This is a genomic window from Vibrio sp. SCSIO 43137 (assembly GCF_028201475.1).
Taxonomy (GTDB): domain Bacteria; phylum Pseudomonadota; class Gammaproteobacteria; order Enterobacterales; family Vibrionaceae; genus Vibrio.
This window is the reverse complement of the sequence record NZ_CP116384.1, coordinates 955,077-978,848: the sequence shown is the minus strand read 5'-3', so window position 1 is coordinate 978,848 and position 23,772 is coordinate 955,077. Positions and strand designations below refer to the sequence as shown.

At 46.5% G+C, this 23,772-nt stretch carries 26 protein-coding genes and 1 riboswitch; of the genes, 19 read left to right on the top strand and 7 right to left on the bottom strand.

The features are described 5' to 3' along the window. Nucleotide 1: 1 nt before the first annotated feature. Entirely contained in the window at nt 2-346 is a 345-nt protein-coding gene (locus PK654_RS20340) for a rhodanese-like domain-containing protein (protein WP_271700734.1), read from the bottom strand. A 193-nt stretch (nt 347-539) separates the two neighbouring features. Between PK654_RS20340 and PK654_RS20335 the strand changes: the two genes are divergently transcribed. Further along, complete coding sequence (locus PK654_RS20335; protein WP_271699190.1) at nt 540-788, top strand: hypothetical protein; 249 nt, start codon at nt 540-542, stop codon at nt 786-788. Between the two features lie 66 nt (nt 789-854). Here the strand turns inward: PK654_RS20335 and PK654_RS20330 are convergent, their stop codons facing one another. Beyond that, nucleotides 855-1,757, bottom strand: coding sequence for a chemotaxis protein (locus PK654_RS20330; RefSeq protein WP_271699189.1), 903 nt, complete (start codon nt 1,755-1,757; stop codon nt 855-857). 167 nt (nt 1,758-1,924) lie between these two features. Between PK654_RS20330 and ppiC the strand changes: the two genes are divergently transcribed. Further along, the gene (gene ppiC / locus PK654_RS20325; RefSeq protein ID WP_271699188.1) at nt 1,925-2,203 is read left to right on the top strand and encodes a peptidylprolyl isomerase PpiC; all 279 of its coding nucleotides are present in this window, start codon (nt 1,925-1,927) and stop codon (nt 2,201-2,203) included. A 74-nt stretch (nt 2,204-2,277) separates the two neighbouring features. On the opposite strand, the gene PK654_RS20320 is transcribed toward ppiC, so the two are convergent. The 3 genes from PK654_RS20320 to PK654_RS20310 form a co-directional block, all read right to left on the bottom strand. Beyond that, nucleotides 2,278-2,844 carry a hypothetical protein gene (locus PK654_RS20320; protein ID WP_271699187.1) on the bottom strand — a complete coding sequence of 189 codons (567 nt, stop codon included), beginning with the start codon at nt 2,842-2,844 and terminating at the stop codon, nt 2,278-2,280. 6 nt (nt 2,845-2,850) lie between these two features. Continuing rightward, nucleotides 2,851-3,384, bottom strand: a complete 534-nt coding sequence (locus PK654_RS20315) for a YaeQ family protein (protein ID WP_271699186.1) — start codon at nt 3,382-3,384, stop codon at nt 2,851-2,853. A 147-nt stretch (nt 3,385-3,531) separates the two neighbouring features. Next, entirely contained in the window at nt 3,532-3,741 is a 210-nt protein-coding gene (locus tag PK654_RS20310) for a cold-shock protein (protein ID WP_271699185.1), read from the bottom strand. Nucleotides 3,742-4,474: 733 nt separating this feature from the next. Next, nucleotides 4,475-4,637: riboswitch (cobalamin riboswitch) on the top strand. 139 nt (nt 4,638-4,776) lie between these two features. Here PK654_RS20310 and PK654_RS20305 point away from each other — a divergent pair. Genes PK654_RS20305 through PK654_RS20250 form a run of 12 tightly spaced genes read left to right on the top strand, consistent with a single transcriptional unit; the run spans nt 4,777 to nt 16,973 of the window. Continuing rightward, nucleotides 4,777-5,994, top strand: a complete 1,218-nt coding sequence (locus PK654_RS20305; RefSeq protein ID WP_271699183.1) for a cobalt-precorrin-5B (C(1))-methyltransferase — start codon at nt 4,777-4,779, stop codon at nt 5,992-5,994. 11 nt (nt 5,995-6,005) lie between these two features. Then, a complete protein-coding gene (locus PK654_RS20300) occupies nt 6,006-6,650 on the top strand; it encodes a precorrin-8X methylmutase (RefSeq protein WP_271700733.1) in 645 nt (214 codons plus the stop codon). Then, nucleotides 6,647-7,879, top strand: a complete 1,233-nt coding sequence (gene cbiE, locus PK654_RS20295; RefSeq protein ID WP_271699182.1) for a precorrin-6y C5,15-methyltransferase (decarboxylating) subunit CbiE — start codon at nt 6,647-6,649, stop codon at nt 7,877-7,879. The genes PK654_RS20300 and cbiE overlap by 4 nt, the downstream gene beginning before the upstream one ends. A 19-nt stretch (nt 7,880-7,898) precedes the next feature. Beyond that, complete coding sequence (cobI, locus tag PK654_RS20290; RefSeq protein WP_271699180.1) at nt 7,899-8,702, top strand: precorrin-2 C(20)-methyltransferase; 804 nt, start codon at nt 7,899-7,901, stop codon at nt 8,700-8,702. A 5-nt stretch (nt 8,703-8,707) separates the two neighbouring features. Further along, nucleotides 8,708-10,342 (top strand): cobalamin biosynthesis protein, encoded by a 1,635-nt coding sequence (locus tag PK654_RS20285; RefSeq protein ID WP_271699179.1) that lies wholly within the window; start codon nt 8,708-8,710, stop codon nt 10,340-10,342. Continuing rightward, nucleotides 10,335-11,156 carry a precorrin-3B C(17)-methyltransferase gene (gene cobJ / locus PK654_RS20280; RefSeq protein WP_271699178.1) on the top strand — a complete coding sequence of 274 codons (822 nt, stop codon included), beginning with the start codon at nt 10,335-10,337 and terminating at the stop codon, nt 11,154-11,156. The genes PK654_RS20285 and cobJ overlap by 8 nt, the downstream gene beginning before the upstream one ends. Further along, nucleotides 11,153-11,950: a precorrin-4 C(11)-methyltransferase gene (gene cobM, locus PK654_RS20275; protein WP_271699177.1), complete on the top strand. Its 798-nt coding sequence runs from the start codon at nt 11,153-11,155 to the stop codon at nt 11,948-11,950. Before cobJ ends, cobM begins: the two co-directional genes overlap by 4 nt. Next, nucleotides 11,943-13,319, top strand: coding sequence for a uroporphyrinogen-III C-methyltransferase (cobA, locus tag PK654_RS20270; protein WP_271699175.1), 1,377 nt, complete (start codon nt 11,943-11,945; stop codon nt 13,317-13,319). The genes cobM and cobA overlap by 8 nt, the downstream gene beginning before the upstream one ends. Then, nucleotides 13,309-14,295, top strand: coding sequence for an adenosylcobinamide-phosphate synthase CbiB (cbiB, locus tag PK654_RS20265; RefSeq protein WP_271700732.1), 987 nt, complete (start codon nt 13,309-13,311; stop codon nt 14,293-14,295). Before cobA ends, cbiB begins: the two co-directional genes overlap by 11 nt. A 29-nt stretch (nt 14,296-14,324) precedes the next feature. Continuing rightward, nucleotides 14,325-15,383, top strand: a complete 1,059-nt coding sequence (cobD, locus tag PK654_RS20260; protein WP_271699174.1) for a threonine-phosphate decarboxylase CobD — start codon at nt 14,325-14,327, stop codon at nt 15,381-15,383. Beyond that, nucleotides 15,383-15,919 carry a bifunctional adenosylcobinamide kinase/adenosylcobinamide-phosphate guanylyltransferase gene (cobU, locus tag PK654_RS20255; protein ID WP_271699173.1) on the top strand — a complete coding sequence of 179 codons (537 nt, stop codon included), beginning with the start codon at nt 15,383-15,385 and terminating at the stop codon, nt 15,917-15,919. The genes cobD and cobU overlap by 1 nt, the downstream gene beginning before the upstream one ends. A 43-nt stretch (nt 15,920-15,962) precedes the next feature. Then, nucleotides 15,963-16,973 carry a hypothetical protein gene (locus PK654_RS20250; protein ID WP_271699171.1) on the top strand — a complete coding sequence of 337 codons (1,011 nt, stop codon included), beginning with the start codon at nt 15,963-15,965 and terminating at the stop codon, nt 16,971-16,973. 74 nt (nt 16,974-17,047) lie between these two features. On the opposite strand, the gene PK654_RS20245 is transcribed toward PK654_RS20250, so the two are convergent. After that, a complete protein-coding gene (locus PK654_RS20245; RefSeq protein WP_271699169.1) occupies nt 17,048-17,926 on the bottom strand; it encodes a LysR family transcriptional regulator in 879 nt (292 codons plus the stop codon). Between the two features lie 156 nt (nt 17,927-18,082). Here PK654_RS20245 and PK654_RS20240 point away from each other — a divergent pair, with 156 nt between their 5' ends. The 5 genes from PK654_RS20240 (at nt 18,083) to PK654_RS20220 (ending at nt 22,201) form a co-directional block, all read left to right on the top strand. Further along, a complete protein-coding gene (locus tag PK654_RS20240) occupies nt 18,083-19,462 on the top strand; it encodes a reductive dehalogenase (RefSeq protein ID WP_271699167.1) in 1,380 nt (459 codons plus the stop codon). A 14-nt stretch (nt 19,463-19,476) separates the two neighbouring features. Further along, a complete protein-coding gene (locus PK654_RS20235; RefSeq protein ID WP_271699165.1) occupies nt 19,477-19,764 on the top strand; it encodes a tetrachloroethene dehalogenase in 288 nt (95 codons plus the stop codon). A 107-nt stretch (nt 19,765-19,871) separates the two neighbouring features. Next, nucleotides 19,872-20,684: a tetratricopeptide repeat protein gene (locus tag PK654_RS20230; protein WP_271699163.1), complete on the top strand. Its 813-nt coding sequence runs from the start codon at nt 19,872-19,874 to the stop codon at nt 20,682-20,684. Next, the gene (locus PK654_RS20225; protein WP_271700731.1) at nt 20,665-21,414 is read left to right on the top strand and encodes a helix-turn-helix transcriptional regulator; all 750 of its coding nucleotides are present in this window, start codon (nt 20,665-20,667) and stop codon (nt 21,412-21,414) included. The genes PK654_RS20230 and PK654_RS20225 overlap by 20 nt, the downstream gene beginning before the upstream one ends. 115 nt (nt 21,415-21,529) lie before the next feature. Continuing rightward, on the top strand, nt 21,530-22,201 hold the full coding sequence (locus tag PK654_RS20220) for an OmpA family protein (RefSeq protein ID WP_271699162.1): 672 nt from the start codon (nt 21,530-21,532) through the stop codon (nt 22,199-22,201). Between the two features lie 52 nt (nt 22,202-22,253). Here PK654_RS20220 and PK654_RS20215 read toward each other — a convergent pair whose 3' ends face one another. Next, nucleotides 22,254-23,708, bottom strand: coding sequence for a sensor domain-containing diguanylate cyclase (locus tag PK654_RS20215; protein WP_271699160.1), 1,455 nt, complete (start codon nt 23,706-23,708; stop codon nt 22,254-22,256). Nucleotides 23,709-23,772: the final 64 nt, after the last annotated feature.

Sequence of the window (23,772 nt, the reverse complement as noted above, 5' to 3'; positions counted from 1 at the left end):
GTTATTTTTTAGCAGCAAGGAGTTCCTGTAAACCGCCCCCGTTGTGAACCTGAGTAAAACCAACTTGCTTCAGGTAGCGTAATGCCTGACCAGATCGGTTACCACTGCGACAGTAAACCACTATTGAGCGATTTTTATCGATATGGTTAAAGGCAGTGGCTACGGTATTAAGTGGATAGTTAACCGCATTATCCAGATGCTGTTGATTGAACTCTGCAGGAGTACGGACATCAACCAGCAGTGCACCCTGATCAATCAGTTTCCAGGCGGTTTCCGCCCTTTCTGAAGCCAAAGTTGAGAATGCACAGAAAGAGAGCAGAATCAGAACAAATCTTTTTAACACAATAAGAATCCGGTAAGGCAAACAAGGCTGGCGATTATATAAATTTATTTATCAAGGATTCGGGCGTCAGGTCATAAAAACGTGATTGAAGCGTGTAGGTTGTTGATACGTGTATCATTTGTTAAACAGATAATTGACCCGGTTTTTCTAACCATTTTAGTATGGTAGCTAAATACCAAAATAACAGGAGAGAGTGATGAGTAAGGAATCTATGGAGCAGATTCAGGCATTCCGGGTAATTTTGATGGTATTGGATGATCTTGTTCAGGCCGGCGGAGAGCCGGGATATGAAGGGGATGAAAGTAGCACTAACCCGGAGGCGTTTAAAAAACTGGTTATGCAGTATGCCGGTGACAGAATCAGTGAGTCGGCGATTGATAAGGCCCTTCAGGTACCACTACAGGATATTGCAGAAACAATACTTAAACTGCAGTCTCAAAAGTAGCAGCAAACAGACATAATAAATGCCGCCTGAAAAGGGCGGCATTTAACTATTTGTATAAGATAAAGTTTATACTTTTTTATTCTCAATCTGCTCTGCACCACGCAACATAGCCTGAACCAGCTCCGTGGCATCAAACTTAGTCAGAGCTTCATGCGCACCTACCTGATGAGCGCGATCTGAACTCATCTCACTGGAAAGGGATGTGTGCAGAATACGATAGGAGTGACACAGTTGCGGATCATTCTGCACTTCAAAGGCGAGCTCGTAGCCGTCCAGTCCCGGCATCTCAATATCACTCACCAGCATATCAACGGGTTTGCCTTCTTCAACAAAGTTGCGCATTAAATCGAGGGCATCCATTCCGTTCTTACAGACGGAATAAGAGATATTGATGCTATCCAGTGCATCAGATAGCTGCTTCCGCGCGATGCTGGAGTCATCAACCAGTAAAATATTAAGTGGTTTCAGATGTTCCCTTTCTACATCGGTCAGAATAGGAATTCTGGCAGACGCGTCCTGAGGGTAAATTTTTGAAAGTAGCAACTCGACGTCCAGCATCTGAACTATCTGATCCTGATGACGGGTGATACCGGTAACGAAAACATTGCTTCCGGCAGTTTCCGGAGAAGGTTCTATTGAGTGCCAGTCGCAATCGATGATTTTCTCGATACTGCGAACCATAAAAGCAACTACAGTTCTCAGGCAGTCCGTCACTATCAGGTAGCAGTCGTTATATTCTTCTTCTGCAATAGGGCGAAAACCTATCGCAGCGGCCATATCGATAACAGGAACCGTCAGATTACGGATAGTAACAGTGCCAATAACATGATGATGCGAGTATGGAATCTGTGTTGTAGGCATATAAGGCACAATCTCTCTGACCTTAAGAGTCCCTATGGCGAAACTCTGCTGGTTTAATGAGAGTTTAAATAACAGCATACCCTGAGATTGGTTAGCCTTACTTTTCATAACAACATCCTAAATGAACTGGCAAATGAGTTCGATTAAAAATATAAAACCGGTTTATTAATTTTATGCTTTTACAATCGTTTTTAGAATACTTTTTATTGGCAATGTGCTGAAGAACTTGAGCTGATCAGCTAAAATGGCGTAGTTATTGTGATAAGGGTAAGAAAATGGCAAGAAATGCAGCCGCACTCCATATTCTGGTCAAGCATGAAGCACAAGCGAAGGATATCCTTCAGCAGCTCAAAAAAGGGGCGAAATTTCATGTTCTGGCAAAGAAATACTCCACCTGTCCTTCAGGAAAAAAAGGTGGTGATTTAGGTGAGTTTCGTCAGGGAAGTATGGTTCCTCAGTTTGATAAAGCGGTATTTAAGAATGAAGTACTTAAGCCGTTTATCGTCAAAACTAAGTTTGGTTATCATGTTGTAAAGACGTTATGGAAAACTTGATGAGCTAATGGCAAAACTGAAAAAGGCAGCTTCAAGCTGCCTTTTTTACTCAGATAAGTTAGTAACCGGGAAACCTAGTTGTTTTTACTTAGGTGAAGCCACTGCAGAATTTTTTCCGGCCATTGAGTCACGGGAGTATCTTCTTTTCGTTTCTCTTTACCGTGATAGTAACCGGCGAGTAATTCAGTCCTGATTTCGTGACTTTCTGCGTGCAGGGCTTTAGCCAGTAAATCGGCGGTTTTTTGTGCGTGATCGTTGGCCAGACCAAAGTCCATATTCAGATAGCCTTGCACCATCAGCCAGAGTTTGGTGACCAGAGAGAGTTCAATAACGCTGTCTGCTTTTAGTTTGCCGGACTGCTCATCACCGACCGTTTCTACAAATACATCATGCATGGCAGCAATGGCATCTAACTGAGACTCAAGTTGACTGATGGCCTCTATATGGGATTTTGTCAGCAGACCCAGCAACAGCAGCAGAGGATTTTGATTACTCTTTTTTTCACATACAGTGTCGAAAAAGTCGGCTTTCTTTTCCACCGCTACAGAGAACAGCTGAGCCTCTTTATCTGAAAGGTGCAAGGTATCCACCCCGGCAACCTCCAGTTGCTGTTTCAATTTGCTGACAATGATCTCATGCATTGTTTGCTATTCCTTTAAGGTCTGCCAGGTTACTTCGCAATTGCCGTTATCTGTCGATATATAAGCAGAGTTACCGGTTATCATTACCGAGATATCCATGGTACGGCTTAGCAACTCAGCGAGGCTTTCAATGGCTTCTGCATCAAACTGAATAACAGACGCCTGTAGAAAGTTTAGTTTAGATGCGTTTTGTTGCCACCAGACAGGAGATTTACTATTAAAGTTATAGATAATCACTTTTTTAGCCTGACGCGTAGATTTTTTTACCCTTTCTGGATCAGGTTCACCAATATCGATCCAGAGCTCAATTTGGTCGTCGAGTGTTTTTTTCCAGATATCGGGTTCGTCAGTGGTGGATAAGCCCTTGGTGAAGATAAGATCTTCCTGAGCATTCAGGCAGTAGGCAAGAACTCTTGCCATCATTCTCTGTTCATTTTCAGAAGGGTGCTTTGCCAGAGTCAGATTTAGTGAATCGTAATAGTCGCGATTCATATCTGTCAGGGCGATACGAAACTTGAAAATCGTTGGTTTTAAGGCCACAACAACACTCTCATTATAAATGTTAAGTCATCTCAAAATGCAGCTCTGAATCCTGCATTTTGAGGTCACTTAGCGATAAGTCTTAATCAAAAAAATAGCCAGTCGTATGACTGGCTATAGAAACTTTAGCGATGTATCAATACCGGATTAAACAGGTTTGATGTTCTCAGCTTGAGGACCTTTCTGGCCTTGAGTTACAGTGAACTCAACTTTTTGACCTTCAGCAAGAGTACGGAAGCCGTCAGCTTGGATAGCGCTGAAGTGTGCGAACACGTCAGGGCCGTTTTCTTGTTGAATGAAACCGAAACCTTTAGTTTCGTTAAACCATTTTACTGTACCAGTCACTGTGTTAGACATAGTCTTTATTCCTAATAAAAATTGTGTTGATCCCTTAAGGGACTACTTATAGCGTGGAAAAAATAGATTGCTATTTAGATACAACACGGCGGAGAGTTATGAGCTGACCAACGACTTGTAAATCCTAAAACAAAAGCTTTTCTTTCTAGCCGAAGAGGAGCTTAAATCAATATCGGAGGAAGTCAACGAATATTAGTTAAACTTTATGTTTACGCTTAAGTTTTTATTGAAAATGAGACATTTTTTTGAAATGCATAACACTTTTTGTGGAAGCTGAACTGGTTGATTTCAATCACTATTTGCCGAAAGCAGCCGTCAAAATGTGAATGTTAAATTACAAGAATATAATAGTTGTCTTTAAATTGTATATTTAATGTATTTCGGACGTTATTACAGCAAAATAATCCATATATTAATTTCTGACTGAAGCTTAGTTATTTTTTGTACAGTTATGGTGCAAATTTGGTGGGTTAATTATAAGTCCATAGTAAAAGTTACAGTTAAAAGCGGTATTGGCGATAAATGTTTTTAATCGTGATGATGTTCACTAAAAAAGAAACTAATCAATAACTTGCCATGAGCTATCGGATGTTGAACTTCTCCTCTCAGGTGCCTGAAGTATCAGGAGTTCTACCTTCACTGAGTTAAATTTCGCAATTGAAAAACCGTCGCACACCTTTTTTACGTGTTAGTAAAATTGATATTAATCAAATTACACATCCAAGTGCTGTGAGAAACTTTTTCAGTAGTTAGTGCTTTATATATCTAGTCAGTGAACTGGGCCTATAAAGCTTAAAAGTGAATCAGGTGAAAACCCTGAACTGTACCCGCAACTGTAAACAGTTATCCAATATTGAAAACTGTAAGTCAGAGCCTGCTAACTACACTGCACTCCAATGATCCGGGCGGGAGCACCTGGAAGTTGAATCTAAGTTGCGTTTATGCCTGCACAGATTATTGGAGTTGATAGGACAACTCAATGTCAGGGTGTAATGGCGAAAGGCAACACATTTCTCTTTTGACGTATTCAGTTGGATGGTATTAAGCCTGCATCCTTTTGTATCACGCCCAAAAGCCATTGCCCTGTTCCTTAAAGTTGTTCAGTTAACGAAAGCAATGGGATATCTGGTGGGAAAATTAAAGCGCTCAGCAAGTAGAAAAGATCTGAAAGGTGGCTATACCACAGGCGCTTGTGCCGCTGCTGCTGCCAGAGCAGCCGTACGCTATCTGGTTAATCAGGAGCGCTTTTCCCGAATTGAGATACAACTTCCTAATCGTGATTACGCGACATTTGAACTTGCCTGTTTGCATGGTGAACAGCAGGTTATTGCTGGTGTGATTAAAGATGCCGGAGACGATCCCGATTGTACCCACGGCATTGAAATTCAGTGTATCGCCCGTAAGGTAAAAGCAGAAGGTATTAGCCTGAAAGGCGGTAAAGGTGTCGCAGTGGTAACACTTCCCGGCCTTGAACTTCCGGTAGGTGAGGCGGCAATTAACCCGGTACCGAGAAAGAATATCCTTGAGATGGCAGCGCTTGAATGGGTTTCGCAACCTGATTCAGAGTTTAAGGGGCTGGAGCTGGAGATAGTTGTACCCCGAGGAGAAGAGGTGGCGAAACAGACTATCAGTGAGCGCCTTGGTCTGATAGGCGGAATTTCTATTTTGGGAACAAGGGGAACGGTAAAACCTTATTCCACTTCTGCTTTCGCTGCCTCAGTGCGTCAGTCGGTTCAGATAGCCAGTGCTAACGGCAGCAGGCATTTAGTGCTGACCACAGGAAGCCGTTCGGAAAAAGCCGCAATGGCTCTGCTTCCGCAGCTTTCAGCTATGGCATTTATCCAGGCGGGAGATTTTATCGGCGTCGGACTAAGGGCATCCAAGCGCTACCAGATAGAGAAGGTGACTCTGATTGCCATGATCGGAAAGATGGCAAAGCTGGTATCGGGACGAATGATGACCCATGTGTCAGGGCACGCTATTGATTTCAGCCATCTTGCACAAATTGCCCGGCAAGAGCAGTTAGAGAAACAACTCTGTAGTCAAATCGAAAGGGCAAATACCGGCCGCCATGTACTTGAGCTGGTTGGAACTGATCAACATCCGGCTTATCTGGAAAGGTTATGCAGAGAAGCCCATGGTCACGCCCGTCGTTATGTGGCGGATGCTCTGGAAGTAGAGGTCAGATTAATTAATTTTGACGGTCAGCTTCTGGCTGCCTTCCCAAACCCGCAGGAAAATCAAGGAAAATAACAGTGGATAAAATGAAACAGATGACCCGGCAGGGGAGAGTAATAGAAGAAGGTTCTTTCGCCATTATTGACCGGGAAATAGAGGAGATTTACGGCGGCCACAGCTTTAGCGAACCCGAGTGGCAGGTGGTGCGGCGGGCGATTCATACCACAGGTGATTTTGAGTTTTCTAAACTGTTCCGTTTTAGTCAGGGTGCCGTTGATGCAGGAATTGAAGCGCTGAAAGCGGGGTGCCCGATCATTAGTGATGTCACCATGATAACCAGTGGTCTTAGTGCTCAGCGTATGAGTGTTTATGGCAATACGGCTCACTGTTTTATCAGTGATGCTGATGTGATTGCGACTGCTAAACAAAAAGGCGATACACGCGCTATCTGGTCCATGAGAAAGGCCCGCGATGCCGGTCTGCTTGATGGTGCCATTGTCGGAGTGGGAAATGCACCTACGGCGTTATATGAAGTACTGAGGATGGTTGAGCAGGGAGAGATAAAACCTGCCCTTATTATCGGAATTCCGGTCGGTTTTGTTAAAGCCGATGAATCAAAGCAGGCACTGACAGAACAGAAAAGTGTTGCTTATATTACCAGTCTGGGTCGTAAAGGCGGCAGCCCGATTGTTGTTTCTTCTATTCACGCACTGTTGGCGCAAAGTATATGAATAAACTTACTGTCGTCGGCGTGCCGGAGGATGGCTGCCTTAGCCTGAGCAGCAGGGCGGTTTCTGCTGTCAGTCAGGCTCGCGTGGTCGCCGCTCATGCAAGGCATATGGAATGGTTTCCGCAGTTTAACGGCCAGTTTCTCGATATGGCGGAAGGGTTCTCGCTATGGTTGAACAGAGTCATCGATGAGAGTGAAGAGGGGGATGTGGTCGTACTGGCTTCTGGTGACCCTCTGTTTTTTGGTATCGGCGCCACACTGATTAAAAAGCTTGGCAGAGAATCCATCGCATTTGTTCCTTCAGCAAGTTCCGCGCAACTGGCGTTTTCCAGATTAGGCCTGCCATGGGCAGATGCCCGATATCTCTCCTTTCACGGTCGTGAGCTAAAAGGGTTAGTCAGTCAGTTGCAACAGGGTGACCTGTTTGCCCTGCTGACCGATGGCAGCAATACCCCACAAGTGATAGCCGGCCATATGTTGCGCTTTAATGAAGCGGGCTGGCGTCTCTCTGTCTGTGAGCAACTTGGCGCTACTAATGAAAAAATTACTTCCATGAGCGTGCAGGAACTAGCCAGTTATTCTGGTGAATTTGACCCACTTAATATTCTGATTGCAGAAAGGCAGGACTCTTCGTTTTGGGGGGGCTATGGCCAGTATGCCACAGACGATGCCTTTGTTAAGCGAGTCCCTCAGAACGGCTTAATCACTAAGCATTCAGTAAGGAATCTGGCGTTGAGCCTGTTGCGACTTAAACATTCAGATGTGATGTGGGATGTGGGCGCAGGTTCCGGCTCTATTGCAATTGAAGCGGCTAAACAGTGCTGGAAAAACAGCGTATTTGCTGTGGAATGTAACAGTGACTGCTTTGAAGCAATTGCGGAAAATAGTCAGGCCCATGGTACGGACAACGTGCGGCTGATCAAAGGCAAAGCGCCACAGGCGTTAGCGGAGCTTCGCGCTCCCGATGCGGTGTTTGTCGGTGGCAGCCGCGGCTCAATGGTGGGGATCTTAGATTTTGTATGGTCGCAATTAAATGATAACGGACGGTTAGTGGTTTCAGCCGTCACCATGGATACGGTTGTAGAGGTGTATCAGTGGGCGAAGCAGGCACAACTGCCGTTTGAGGTTCAACTGGTCAATATCTCACAGACACAACCATTAGCTCATTATCTAAGGTATCAGGCGGAGAACCCGATTCACCTGATTAGCCTGCATAAAACGTCTCAATGAATGTAGATTTGGAGAACAAATGAAAACGATAAAACAAGGTCAACTATATTCCGTTGGGGTAGGTACAGGGGATAGTGAGCTGTTAACCCTTAAGGCTGCCAGACTGATTCAGCAGGCAGACGTGGTCGCCATTCCTGAGAAAAACAAAGGCAAGGCCGATTCGTTTGCGTGGGAAATAGTGACCGGAGCGATACCTGAAGATGAGATAAAAGGAATCCGCTGCTTTTTACATTTCCCAATGACGCGAGATGCCTCTGTCAATGTCCCGGCATGGCAAAGTGCAGCCAGAGACATTCTGGCTCATTTGCGTGAAGGGCGTTCAGTAGTGTTTGTTACGGAGGGCGATCCATCCGTGTTCAGTACCTGGGCATATGTTCAGGAAGAACTGGCGGAAATTGCCCCTGATATTGAAGCAGAAATTGTTCCCGGTGTTACCTCTATTACCGCGGTACCCTCAGCAACCAAAATCCCGCTGGCGGATGGGCAGGAGAGGTTCTGTGTGGTTCCGGCGACCTATGGTATTGAGTGTCTGTCTCACTTGGTTGAGGAGTTTGACACCATAATGCTGATAAAAGCGGGCAGAATCATTCCTCAGTTAATAGACAAACTTGAGCAGCTTGGCATTGAAGATTGTGCCACTTATGTTTCTCATGCCACCTGCGATAAACAGGAAGTTTACAGCAACCTGCGAGAGGTGCCTGAAGGGCACCGATACTTCTCAATGGTACAGCTCTCAATCCGCTCCCGCAGAGGCATATTAAGAGGTCACGGTGTGGCAGAGAACGCTACTGCAGAGCAAACAGACGTTTTAGTGGCTGAGTAGTAAATATGAAAATAGCCATTTATGCCATTACCCTGAACGGAACGAAACACGCAAGGCAGCTTAAGCAATCTTTACCCTATTCTGAGCTGTTTGTCGCCGAAGTAGGCCGTCAAGAGGGGGATGAAGCGAGTATGCTCAGTTTTCCTCTGTCAGGTTTTGTTGCGCAGCAGTTTCACCAATTTGATGCCCATATTTTTATCTGTGCCACTGGTATTGTCAGCCGGGTTATTGCGCCACTGCTTGAAGATAAACGAACAGATCCTGCCGTTGTGGTTGTGGATGAACAAGCCACATTTGCCATCTCACTGTTATCCGGGCACCGGGGCGGAGCTAATGCCCTGACTGAAAGGGTGGCTCATATTGTCAGAGCCACACCAGTTATTACCACCGCGTCAGATGTATCCGGCAGTATATCGGCTGATATGCTAGGCGCTCCGTTTGGCTGGAAACTGGATCCAGCTTGCGAACAGGCCATTACACCGGTGTCCGCCGCCATTGTTAATGATGAGCCTGTCGTTGTGATTCAGCAGGCGGGAGAGAAAAAGTGGTGGAAACACGAAAAGCGTATGCCTGCCAATATTTTCTGTCATGAAGATCTAAATGCAGTAGAGCCGGATAGCTACAGAGGCGCTATCTTAATCAGCGATCAGCTAAGGCCGCAGGTTTCAGGCTGGCAGGATAAGCTGGTGCTCTGGCGTCCTAAATCACTGGTTTTAGGTGTCGGTTGTGACAGGAATACTCCGGTTCATGTTATCCGCGCTGGTCTGGCTGCGTTTTGTGAGCAGTTTAATCTCTGTCCGGACAGTATTTCTGCCTTAAGCAGTATTGATTTAAAAGCGAATGAAGCGGGTATTTTGCAACTGGCTGAAGAGAATCAATGGCCTTTCAGAACTTACCCGCCTGAGCAGCTTGATGAATTTGAAGGGATTGAAAACCCGTCAGAGTACGTGAAGAAAGTGACTGGCAGTTGCTCTGTCGCGGAAGCGGCAGCCCTGAAAGAGAGTCAGTGCAGCAAGCTGCTGGTGCCAAAGTGGAAGTTCTGTCTGGATGGCTTCAACTTAACTCTTACTTGTTGCCGTAAAGAATACTCTGAGTCCCTTGTACAGCAGAACCGTAAAAACTGGTTAAACAAAAAACGAACCCACGGTCATTCGGTTCAACCGCAACCAGTTAAGCTGAATGCTTATGGAAATGAAGTGGTGGAAGGTTATCAGTGTAAGCCTAAACATGTGGATTTAGACCGCCCTATGCTCTACCACACTCACCATATTTTGGTGTGTGAGGGCGGGCGCTGCGCCAAAGCCGGCAGTAAAAATCTGGCGCATGATCTGCGTTCACTGCTTAAAGAGATGGGGCTGGGCTCAGGTGATAAACGAATCAAAATCAGTCGCACCATGTGTGCCGGCGCCTGCCGTAACCGCTCTACCATGGTGATTTATCAACGCCATAACAAATCACAACTGCCTGAGAACGATGCTCTCTGGCTGAAAAACATTGAAACTTTATCTGAAAGCGAATGGCGGAGTCTGTTTACTGCTCTTGCAGAAAACCGACCCGTTGCAAAGGTAATGGACAGCCGTTATCTGGCTGCAATCGCTCTCCCTTCAGGTAGTGAACAAACAGGAAAAACCGATGGCTAAACTCTTTCTCGTGGGACTCGGTCCCGGCAGCCTTGACCATATGTCAGTAAAAGCGCAACAGGTGATACAGGATGCTGACGTAGTGGTTGGTTATGGCCTTTATGTAAAGCTTATCGCGCCACTTCTGGATGAGCAGGTATTAGTCCGCAGCGGCATGACCAAAGAGTGGCAGAGAGCCGATTGCGCCATCCGTCATGTGCAGGAGGGAAAAAATGTCGCTCTTGTCTGTTCCGGTGACGCGGGAATGTATGCCATGTCTCCCTTAGTATTTGAGCTTATCTCATCTAAATCTCTTGATATAGAGGTAGAGACGGTTCCCGGCATTACCGCAGCTAATGCCTGTGCGTCGCTGGTGGGTGCTCCCCTTGGTCACGATAGCTGTACCATTTCACTGTCTGATTTGCTGACACCATGGGAAGTCATTACCAAAAGAATAGAAGCAGCGGCTATGGCTGATTTTGCCATTACCTTTTATAACCCTCGTTCACGCAAGAGACAGAACCACATAGTAGAAGCGAGAGATATTCTGCTTAAACACCGCAGCAAAGAGACACCCGTTGCGGTAGTTAATGCGGCTTATCGGCAAGAAGAGTCGGTTCAGTTGTCGACACTGGAGCATTTTACCGGACTTGAGTTTGGTATGAATGCGGCAGTGATTGTCGGAAACAGTAGTAGCTTCCGGCATCAGGACTGGATAGTAACCCCGCGCGGATATAACAAGAAATATTCACTGGAAGACGGAGAAACACGGCAGGGGCAGACTCCCGGCCGGGCTCTGAAAAATACAGAACAAGAAATTGGAGAGCAGCTATGACAGTTTATTTTATTGGCGCAGGACCCGGAGACCCGGATCTGATTACCGTAAAAGGCGCTAAGCTGGTTGAACGTTGTCCGGTTGTTCTCTATACCGGAAGCCTTGTGCCTAAGGCGGTTATTGAAAGGGCAAGACCTGACGCTCTGGTGCTTAACTCGGCGGATATGGACTTAGATGCTATTACTGCGGTTTACACGACTGCGGAAAAAAATGGTCAGGATGTCGCAAGGGTACAGACCGGTGATCTGTCAATCTACTCCTCACTGGCGGAGCAGACCCGCAGGCTGAATGAGCTGGGGATTAGCTGGAAAGTGGTACCGGGAGTGTCGTCATTTCAGGCATCAGCGGCAGCTCTCGGGCAGGAGTTGACCCTGCCGGAAGAGTGCCAGACTATTATTCTTTCCCGTGCATCGGGGCGGACACCGGTTCCTGAAAAAGAGAACCTGAAATCTCTGGCAGCCCATGAAGCGACCTTGTGCCTGTTCCTTAGTGCAACCCTGATCCGTAAAGTGGTTCGTGAGTTGAGTGATGTTTATCCGCAAAACTGGCCGGTTGCCGTAGTGGAGAAAGCTTCTCATCCTGAACAACGAATTATTCGTGGTACACTGGCGGATATTGCGGAAAAAATGCATGAGGCCAAGGTTCGTTCCACCGCCATGATTATTGTCAGTAAGGTTTTTGCTATCGACGATTTTGTCGACTCTAAGTTATACGATCCCAGCTTTTCTCACGCCTGCCGAAAAGCGACGGTAGTATCTGATGATAGTGAAACAAAGGAGGCGGCACATGAGTAAAGGCAAGGTATATCTGATCGGTGCCGGCCCCGGTGATCCGGCGCTGCTGACCTGCAAAGCGAAACGTCTTCTGTCTGAGTGTGATGTGGTCTGTTATGACAAACTGGTCAGTGCCGCTATTCTGGCCAGCGTTCCTGACCATGTTGAGCTTCATCAGGTGGGTTACCGCGGTTATCAACATTGCCATATTGATTACGGAATGCATCCGGATGTAATGCAGTACGCACTGGCGGGAAAAACCGTAGCAAGGCTTAAAGCGGGGGATCCTTGTATTTTCGGCCGCACTACTGAAGAGTGCCGGGAACTTATTGAGCACAATATCGCCTATGAAATCGTACCCGGTATCACCGCCGCATTGGGTGCTGCAGCCTATTCCGGCTTTCCTCTTACGAGTGGCGGTATCGCATCCGCAGTGACTTTTGTCAGCGGGCATCAGCATCTGAAAGCGATGGAATCCCTGAAGGAGCTGGATGAATCGGGTGGTACTGTCGTGCTTTATATGGGAGCGAAAAAGCTTAAGCAGCACGCTGAACGTCTGATTGAAAATGGACGGGATCCTGCAACACCCGTGGCGCTTATTTCCAATGCCACCAGTGCTGATCACTGTTGCATTACCGGCACACTGCAGAACATTGGTGATCGGGTGGATATGTCACCTCAGGCCGGTCCTGCTTTAGTGGTTATCGGCGAGGTGGTTAGTCAGGCAGATGAACTTAGCTGGCGTCGTCACCTGCCATTAGCCGGCAAGCGTTTTCTGGTTTGTGGTCAGTATAAAGACAGTGTCTGGCTGGAGCAGAGTGGCGCAGAGGTGATCAGGGTAGAGAGCCTTGCCACCCGCAGCTTTATGGACAGAGAGGAGCTGGAATTTCTACAAATCCAGAAGGAGCTGGCTTTTGACAGTCTGCCAGCCTTTGAACTCTGGTGGCGTGCATTGATTGATTACAATTGGGATTTACGCCGTTTTTCTATGCCGCTCTCCAGTGATGATCAGAATGTGGTTTCAGCTATGGCGCAGAAGGGCATTATTGCTCAGCCTGTATCTAAACACGCCATGGTACTGACGCTGAAGCACGAAAGAGTGTTTGATGACAGAGTAAACCATTACCAGATTGGCCGTCGTGACAGCAAACCTCTTGGCTATGAACTGCCAGAGATAGACTGGGTGCTGATTGACGATACTGAAATAGCTGATTCAGTTTCACAATATCATCAGCAGTCACTGGTTGGTGCCGGTTATGTCCCGCTGTCCGCTGCTGCTGAAAACTGGCTGGAGAAGAACGGCTTGCAGGCAGATGAGCTTGAGCAGAGCAGGATTTCCCATAAAACAGAGCCCGGTTTAACAGAGTTTGAGTGTGCTGATGTCGCCTGATGAAGTGAGCTCAGCAACACAGGCTTTATTGCCATGGAGTGACACCGCGCTTCTTCTGGGGGCGTTCGCTCTGGTTGCTGCACTCTGGCTGGATAGATTACTTGGCGAACCAAGCCGTTTTCATCCTCTGGTTGGCTTTGGCCGTATGGTTGTCGTTATTGAGTCCGGCTGTCGTAAGCTGAGTTTTTTATCTGAAAAACAGCAAGGTGTTTTAGGCTGGTGGCTGGCGGTTGCTCCGCCTGTGCTGCTGTGCCTCTTATTTGTTGGCTGGTTAGCTTCGCTGAGCTTATGGCTGGCACTTATTGCTAACGTATTGATTCTCTATTTTACCCTTGGCGGAAAAAGTTTGATCCAGCATGCAGACAATATCTACCAGCCCCTAAGAACCGGCGATCTTGACTCTGCCCGTTATCAGGTCTCTATGATTGTCAGTCGTAATACGGAAAAAATGAGTGAAAAGGAAATTGTCTCTTCCACAGTAGAGTCAGTGCTGGAAAACGGTAACGATGCAGTTTTCGCTCCTATATTCTGGTTTATTCTGTTTGGTGCGCCGGGGGCAGTTCTGCTTCGTCTGGCAAATACTCTGGATGCTATGTGGGGATATAAGAATCAGCAATACCTTCAGTTTGGCTGGTTTAGTGCAAAAACCGATGATCTGCTCGGTTATGTTCCCGCCCGGATAACCGCTGTTGTCTATGCGTTTCAGGGGAACTTTCGTCAGGCACTATGGTGCTGGAAAAATCAGGCCGGACAGTGTGCCAGCCCCAATGGCGGTGTTGTGATGACCACAGGAGCAGGCAGCCTGAATGTGTGTATCGGTGGCCCTACTTATTATCATGGGGTTTTACACCACAAAAAGCCTATGGGTTGCGGCGACGAGGCAGAGTGGCCGGCAATTTTTCAGGCCAACCGGCTGGTGACCAGAGGCAGTTTTGCCCTTGGTTATATCTGGCTTATCTCAGTTTTGGTCTATTAGGGTCAACAGACCCAGGGAAATGATGAAATATGACAGTTAAACATGGCGGTAACCTACTCTCAGTAGCGAAAGAGTATCAATCTGAGCCGGCACAGTGGCTTGATCTCTCTACCGGTGTCAGTCCCTTTGCTTATCCACTGGGGACGCCGCCGGTAAGTTGCTGGAATGCGCTTCCTCAGGAGGGGGATGGTCTGGAACAGCTGGCTATGAGTTATTACGCTTCGGCTGTGGAGCCTCTTGCTGTTGCCGGATCACAGGCAGCCATTATGGCACTGCCTGAAACCCTGACTAAGGTACTGGGCCGTTGTGGAACCATAGTTTTTCCCGAGGTAGGTTACAAAGAACATCAGCATGCTTGGGATTCGTTTCAGCTTAACGGACAAAAGTGGAAACTGGAGTTCTTTACCGATTTCCCGTCTCAGCAGCAGCTTGATTCGGCAGATGTGGTGTTGATTATTAACCCCAACAACCCCACGGGACGCTATTACAGTCCTCAGCAGCTGATGAATTTGCAAAGTAAGTTAGAAGAGAAAGGCGGTTATCTGATTGTTGATGAAGCATTTGCGGATGCCACTCCCGAATATTCGTTATTACAGCATGATAACCATTCTGATTCTCTGATTGTTTTGAGATCCGTTGGTAAGTTCTTTGGACTAGCAGGCGCCCGTGTCGGCTTTTTGTTTGCCAATGACAGCATTCTTGGTGGTGTAAGGGAAAGTCTAGGCCCATGGACGGTATCCGGTCCGGCGCGCTGGGCGACCAAGCAGGCTCTTGCTGATAGTGACTGGCAACAACAGAACAAGATCAGACTAAGCAAACATTCGCAGCGGCTTAAAACCTTGCTGGATAAGTACTTTTCACAACAGTGTCGCGGAACGGAACTGTTTACGACTGTGTTTATACAGAATGCGGAGCAGGTTCATCAGCAGCTCTGCAGCCAGATGATATATACCCGCTTATGTGATGAAAAAAATGCCGTTCGCTTCGGCCTTCCGGCCTGCGAAGCTGAATGGATGCGACTGGAGATAGCACTGATGATGGTATGTTCAGAGCAGCCGCAAGAAGTCCGGTTACAGGAAGTAAACTAATGGAAAACAGAAATTATACCGAACTGGTTCTCGGTGGTGCCCGCTCAGGAAAAAGCAGCTATGCAGAGCAGCAGGCTAAAGCGTCGGGTAAGCCGGTCATCTATATCGCAACCTCGGAAGTGAGAGACTCAGAGATGGCGGACAGGGTTCGTCGTCATAAAGAGCAGCGACCTGAAGAGTGGTTAGTGATAGAAGAGCCTTATCAGCTAAGTGAAGCGTTGAAAGCAAACAGCGCAGAAGATAATTGTATTTTAGTGGACTGCCTGACTTTATGGCTGAGTAACTGCCTGTTCGGCGAGTCAGCAACGTCATGGCAGGAGTATAAGTCCGGACTGTTGCAGACGCTCAGGGAGTTACCGGGGCAGGTGATACTTGTCAGTAATGAAGTCGGTTGCGGTGTGGTGCCTATGGGTGAAATGAGCCGCAAATTTGTTGATGAAGCAGGCTGGTTACATCAGGCCATTGCTGCCGAAGTCGCTAAGGTGACCTTTGTGGCTGCCGGCCTGCCTCTGACCATGAAAGACGATGTTAAATGAAAGACGATAGTAAGTAACGTTTCAACATAAGCGGAGATGTCCCATGAGCTGGCTTAACTTTATTATCCTGAATGGTGTCGCCCCCATCGAAGATCTTCATCTAATCAGTGATGCCGGAGCCGGTGAGGGGTTAATGCAGCTTCATCCCACCAGAGACACAGAACTTATCGCCTGTGGCCATGCAAACACCAAGCTGAAAGAGGAGTATCTGCCGTCTCCTCTGCTGGGAAATGGGTCGGTAACCCCCGCCATTCTGGTACATGGCTTACTACTTTTGCTGAAGCAACGTGGATTTAAGATTAGGTTGCACTGCTATCAGCTAGGGTTGGATAACCGGCCGGATTTTTCTGGTTGTAAGCTGGATGAAGTCATTGTGCATCAATGTGAAAGCGGGCATGAGAAGTCGCTCATTGAAACTGAGTTAATTCCTGAGCTACAACGACAACACCGCGAGGGCGAAAAGCATCTGATTGCCGAATCGGGTATCGGAGGAACCACCTTCGCGACGGTCTGGCTTAAGCACTGGCTTGGTGCCGATGTTATGCTGGCGGGGAGCACGAAAGATCCTGATAAATTGTCCAGAAAAGAGCAGGTAATTGAAGCCTTATTAGCGGAATCAACAGAGCTGGAAACTGCACAGCAGTTTATCAGTCAGACAGGCATGTCCGACCCGATACAGAGGGCGTGTTGTGCTCTGCTCGAATCTGAGTTGCAGAATCTTTCTCTGGCGGGCGGTACTATGTTTTTTGCACCTGTTATTGCCATGGAAAACAGCAGCCGTGTGAGTAGTATAAAAATTGGCACCACTCATTGGATTATGCAGTCGGACGATGCGGTTTATGCTTCCACCCGGTTGCCGGATAACTGCTCACTGATGACACCAGCGGTCAACTTTAACGGTTCCAGTTTAAAAGCCCTAAATATGTATGAACAGGGCTATGTGGTAGAGGGGTGCGGGCTAGGCGCGACGCTGGTGTTGGCTGAGCAGCAGGGCTTTTCTTCTCAACAGATCATCTCCGCTATGGAAGAGGTGGTTAAGCATTGGCTGGAGTAATTAACCTGAGATTAGGTTAGTTGCACTTATCCGCTAACGATGTAGAAGGGAAGCGGATAAGTGAACACTCTGATTTAAGCCGGCCGTACCGGGCCGGTAGATTCAAAAAAGTTTAAAACAGGTGAGACAATGACCTCTTCACCGGGACGCCAACGTGCCAGCACAGGAGTCACAAATCCTTCCCCTCCCAATGAACAGGGTAATTCCACCACATCCCGCCAGCGCTCTGCATGTAAATGAACAGGCAGAAATGCCCAGCCCACTTTATTTTCCAGTGCTTCCTGCAGAAGCGTAATATCATTTATGATCTTATTATTGGGGGTAAATATAAACTTCTCATCTGCGCTTTTATTTAAATAGGCACTGGGAAGAATTTGAGTCTGGTTCAATAATTGACTTAGTTCGATGGTTTCTGATCCAAATAGATTATGGTGAGCATAAAATCGATAAGGCATAGAGCCAATTATTTTCCACTCATAATCACGCCTGAGATCTTCTCCGTGTTCTGGCGTAATAATTAGGTCAACTATATTTTTATCAAGTAACTCAGCGGAAATATTTGAACCCATGGCAATACATTCAATATTCATATTTTCTGCGTTGAAGTATTCAAGCAGTGAACGAATAGAACATTGGGGAATAACAGGATCATAAGCAATACGTAGCTGGACATTAGTTGCGGTAGGTCTCGCCTTATCCACTGTGTTTTGCCAGGTATAAATTTGCCTTGTCAATAAAATGGAAGGGCGGAGTATCTTCTCGCCAAAGGAAGTCAGCTTTAGTTGCCGGCCATCCCGGTCAAAAAGTTTGTGACCCAGCTCTAATTCAAGCAACTCAATATGTTCTGAAATTGTTGCCCGACTTTTATTTAAATGTTTCGACGCGGTAGAGATATTTAAATATAACGCTACCTCTACAAAGGATATTAGTTGGTTATAGTTAAAATCTTTCATTTCGTTCGCTACTCATTCTGAAAGTGATTCTCATTTAATTAATCGCTATGTGGGGAAACCCGACACTTAGTGATTTCGTTAATAAATAAACGTGGGATATAAAATCCATGCTTAATACACGGTTATTTATAAATCTTAAAAAATGAGATTTTTATTATGTCAAAAGAATTAGAACATGAAAATGAAATTGCTGACGGTTCCCGCAGAAATTTCTTTAAACTGGGACTTGGGGCAGCGGCAATTGCCGGTGTGGGTGCAACAGCAGTACAGGCCAGCAATAAAGTAGAGGGAGTTAGTCATAAGAACTTCCCTGTCCCTATTGATCCTGATGTACTCAAGCCCATGCCGCAAGAAAACTCGGTCTGGACCTTCGTTATTTCCCCGTCTCTGGCCAGAAAATACCCTGAGAGAAATCAGAATTTTGAAAATGGCTGGAATTTTCAGGAGCACAGATTTAATCCCATTGTCGGTTTAGATAACGCCAAGCCGGGTATGCGTCAAATCGACTTGGCGCTTGAAAGTGCCGGCTGGGAGATGAGTGATGTGTTATCTCCTTTGTCTCAGTGTCTTCAACCCAATATGGGAGTTTACGGTTGGGAACAGAAAGGAGTAATGGACCATAAGTGGCAGTTTGAAAGTGCAGAAGATGCCAACCAAAGCATCAAATCAGCAGCGAGATTACTGGGCGCAGACCGCTGCGGTATTACCCGCAACCACAAAATATGGAACTGGGACCCTCTATATGACTCATTAGCTGGCAGGGAGATTTCATGGGATGAGTTCCCGTTTGAGCCAAAATCTGTGATTGTGGTACTGGTTGATGAAGATTATGAAGCCATGTCAACTGCGCCTTCTTATGTCTCCGGAGCAGCCGTCGGGAATGGTTACTCAAAGATGGCCTTTGTTGCAGGTAGCCTCGCTAAGTTTATACGTGGGCTGGGTTATCAGGCTGTGGCTTCGGGCAACGATTTGGGCAACAGCGTCGCTTATGCCATTGAAGCTGGTTTGGGAGAAGGGGCACGTAATGGTCATTTGATGGCTCCCCGTTTTGGCCCCCGTGTCCGTATTGCCAAGGTTTATACCGATATGGAACTGCCGGATGACGCCTACGATACACCAAAGACCTACGGCATTATGGAGTTCTGTCAGAACTGCAAAATCTGCGCGGAGAAGTGCCCTTCTCAGGCGATCACTATGGATGACGAGCCGGGCTGGGGGCCAACCTACGAAAACGGTGAAGACCCGAATTATTCATGGCATCACCAACGCGGTGTGAAGAAGTTCTATAACGACGCGAAGAAGTGCTACAAGTACTGGGTCGATAGTGGTACGGACTGTGCTATCTGCCTGACAGCCTGCCCGTGGAACAAGCCCGATTTCTGGCATCACAGATTAATTGACGCTTCCAATGCGTATACCGGAGGTCCTGTGCATACCTTTATGAAGGTGATGGATGAACTATTTGGCTACGGTAACGTGTTTGATGAACAAGCGGCGCTGGATTTCTGGAAAACCGGCAGAGATATCGAAGTATAAAGGAGCGGAATATTATGATGGCAGTAATGTGGTATTTACTTGGAATGCTGACCGTTGCAGCGTTTGTCGGTTACCGGAAAATTGCATCTCAGTACCGGCTTAATCTGCTGGCAACACTTGGGATTGCAGCATCGGCAGTTGGAATGTGGTTTTGTATCGCCTGGTCGTGGGCCTCTTTTGCCGAGCGGGAACCACAATCGGGCGCTATGGGGCTGATTATGTTTGGTCTTATTTCTATCGTTATTTTTGCGGTGACGTGGCGGACCCAGATAGCACCAAACAAGCTATCAGTGAACAAATAGCCTATGGAGAGCAAGTGTACTTAGGTGGTGCACTTGCTTTAAAAATCAACGAAATGGAAGTCGGATAAGGCCAGGCTGGCTGCAACATAGAGAAATCAGGCCGGATAATGACAGACAGAGCACAACTATCATCGTTTAGTAAAGCATCCTTAAGTGATGCACAACAATATTTTCTGATGGCAATGAAATGCTTCAGGACAGAATCAGAAAAAGCTTACAGGGCGGATAGCCATGCCGAAGGAATAGCCTATCTGATCAAATCAGCCGATCTTGGCTTAAACGAAGCACGTTATCAACTGGGTGTTATTGCTTTAAAGGGGAGTGATTCGCAGGTCGATCCGGACAAGGCGTTTGAGTGGTTTAATCTGGCGGCTGAAAATGGCTTTACACCTGCCAGCTTCGCCCTTGCGACCTTGTATACCCAATGGCAACAGCATGAGAAAGCTTATGAAATTCTGTGTGAACTTGCTGAAAAAGATATTACAGAAGCTAAGACTAACCTGGCTAACTTGTATCTTAACGGTCAGGGTACAGATAAAGACCTGACTAAAGCTGTGTCGCTGCTGGAAGACGCCGCCGGACAACATGACCGTCTGGCTCAATATCAGCTTGGGGTTCTTTATTATCAGGGCAAAGAGCTGCCGACAGATTACCTGAAAGCACGGAGCTTTATTGTTAAAGCAATGGAGCAAAAGTATCTCCCTGCCTATATGGTAATGGGGGCAATGCTGGAACATGGTTACGGAATCACCAAGGACGTAATGAAGGCCTATAGCCTGTATTTTTATTGTGATCTCTATGGCATACCTGATTTATCAGATTTGATGCAGGATATATTGAGCCAGATGAATGACATTGATAGACAGCGTGCCAGACAAATAGCTAAGGAGTGGTGTGAAAATGAACCTGCCCCGGAATAAATACTGGCAGCAAGAAGCCGGAGAAATTGCTTTTGATGGAGCGGAACTGGTCAGTTTTGATATCTGGGGTGGCCTCAGAAGTGAAGATCGTGCTCAGGGTAAGTTTCGCGGGGAAGATTTTCGCTATATGACTCTGATGTACTCAACCAAAGAGGTTCCGTTGGAGTATGTATGGAGCTGTCCTCCGCCATTTCTTAGTCGTAATGATAACAATGTAGAGCGACTTTTATCGGCTAAGAGCCCGATTTTGCATAATCACTCTTTGATTGATAAACAGCAGCAAAAGTCACTGGATAAGTTTATCCGGCGGTTTAATTTTGCTGATGAAAAAGGCTATACCGTTCTGGTTCCTGTTGATAGCTGTGTTGAAAACCGCTGGAGAGCGTCGCTCTGTTTTAGTTTTACTCTGGAGGACAACTATAATCCGAACCAGTTTCTCAGCCGTTGTCAGGAAGCTCTGATCACATTGGCAAATAAGATCTATAAGTGGTGGCTGGTGTTCGAAGATAAGGGGTTTAACCTTTATCAGGTGAGAAAAACCTTTTGCTCTAATGCGATTAACATTGCCCGTATGCTCGCTGAAGGCTGCTCTACTAAGGTGATGGCTGACAAGCTCAACATCAGCCGATCTGGTGTGGAATATCATATAGAATCAATGCGGCAGATACTGGGCGCTTCTAACCGGGGCAACCTGATTGCAGAGCTATTCAGAAAGGGAATAGTGCAGTGAAGGACAAGTGACTCAGATTGAGACAGAAGCAAAGAAAGTCGGGCAAAGTATTGCTAACAGACAAATAGTCGCTAAATTTATGGTTATATGGAAACCATAGAGAAAGGAATCGACAATGAAAAAACTGCTATTACCTCTAACCATTGCAGTACTGTTTAGCGGTTGCGCTGCCACTCAACGTCAGGATGCAACTACGGGTGAAAGTGAGACCAACTCTGCCACCAAGGGGGCCATTATTGGTGCCGTGTCCGGTGCATTAATCGGGCTAGCTACCGGAGATGATGCGGATGAAAGGCGTAAACGTGCGCTAATTGGTGCGGCCGCAGGTGGCGCAGTGGGGGCTGGAGTCGGATATTATTTTGATCAGCAGGAAGCTGCACTACGACAGGAGCTGTTAAATTCAGGCGTTCAGGTAAAACGGGTCGGAGAAGATCAACTGGTATTGGTGATGGAGAATGGTATTGGTTTTCAGACCGACTCTTCGTTGTTAAATAACTCTATATACAATAGTCTCAATGGTGTTGCCCGCGTTTTGGTGGAGTACCCTGAAACTAAGCTTATTATCGAAGGCCATACAGACAGCACCGGCAGTGATGACTACAATCAGAGACTATCGCAGCAGCGGGCAGATTCGGTCAGAAGTTATCTGGTAGGGCAGAAAGTGGCTTCAACAAGGCTGTTTACACAAGGGCAGGGAGAGCGAATGCCTATCTGTGATAACAGTACAGCAGCAGGACGAACTTGTAACCGCCGGGTTGAAATCAGTATTTTCCCAGCACAGAAATAGCCTTTGGGTATAAAAGCAGAATAGAGTATCAGGGCTGCCGGTTTGTGCAGCTCTATTTTTTTGCTAATTCTGTTCTGACGCAGTTTCTTCCGGCATTTTTTGCTTTATACATGGCAGAGTCGGCGCGGGATAATAGGGTTTCGAGCTTGTCTCCAGCGGCTGATTCAGTGACCCCGATACTGACGGTTATTTGTTGAGGAAAACTACTATGCTGCTCAATACTAAGACGTATTTTTTCTGCCAGAATCTCCCCTTGTTCGATGGACATATTGTGTGCCAGTAACACAAACTCCTCGCCACCCCAACGGCCGAGACAATCCGATTCTCTGTTATTAAGAGATAGCGTTTGGGCAATGTTTTTAAGCACTTCATCGCCCATCAGATGGCCGTAACTGTCATTGATGTTTTTGAACCTGTCTACATCAATTAATAGTAGCGTCTGATGAGAGTATTGCCTCTCATTCTGCAGCAAGGCTTTTTTTACATCATGTTCAAAAACCTGCCGGTTGTCTAAGCCGGTAAGTTGATCCGTGGTAGCAAGGATCTCCAGTTTTTTATGAAAGTAATTAATTATCCACGAGACAATAATCAGGGTGACAAATATTGTCGCAACACCGATAAAGATATTAGTAACAAGAATATTCCTCACTTTCTTAACCGCATCACCTTCCTCTTGCTCGATCAACATCCACCAGTTCAGTTCATCGATAAAACGAAGGTTCATAAACAAGTGATTGTTGCGGGATTGATACTCAAAGAAATCAGCGTTGTTTGGCCTTTCCCCTTTGATGACTTCAGTCAGGCCTGGAACCTTAATTAGCTCATCGCCGGAAAAAGTCGCGCCGTGAGAACTGGAAATAATCATACCTTCGGTATCAATAAAGTAGATATTTTGTTTGTAGCTGTTTTTGAACCTGCCCAAAATGCTTTCAATGGCACTTAACCTCAGCCCGAGGCCAACAACGCCAATCAACTGATTGCCTTCCATCATCTTGTAATTAATAAAAATGGCAGGAGTATGGCTTTCATCGATACTTGGGCCGACATTAAGCTCATATAAAACCGGACTGCGAATAAAGTCGAAGTACCATGCCGCCTGAGGGTCATCGGGTGATTCATAGACCTTAACGCCTTCAGAGTTGTAGTACTCAAGAGATTTTGCAGAGACCAGAAATGAGATAAAGGCGCGGTTTTGCCGTTTAATTTGCGTGAGGTAGTCAGTAAGTTGTGAATGGTTTTGTTCCCCGCTTATCAACCATTGCCTGAGAAAACGATCGTTGGCCATCATGGATGAAGCCACAACGGAAGGAACAACACTAAGGGCAATCTCTGAATAGGCTTCTGTACTGGCTTTAGGTAATTCGGTATTGATAACAGACTGGCGCAGACTGCTGTTGAGGTAGTGATAACTTATGTAGTTGGTAAATACAAAGGCAATTATCAGCAGAGAAGCAATAATAACAATAAGCAGGCCTCGTCGGGAGATACCATTGCTAATTAGAAACATAAACGACCTTATATGAAAATCATATCTTATTTATTGAATTGCATATATTTTCATTGAGTAGTTT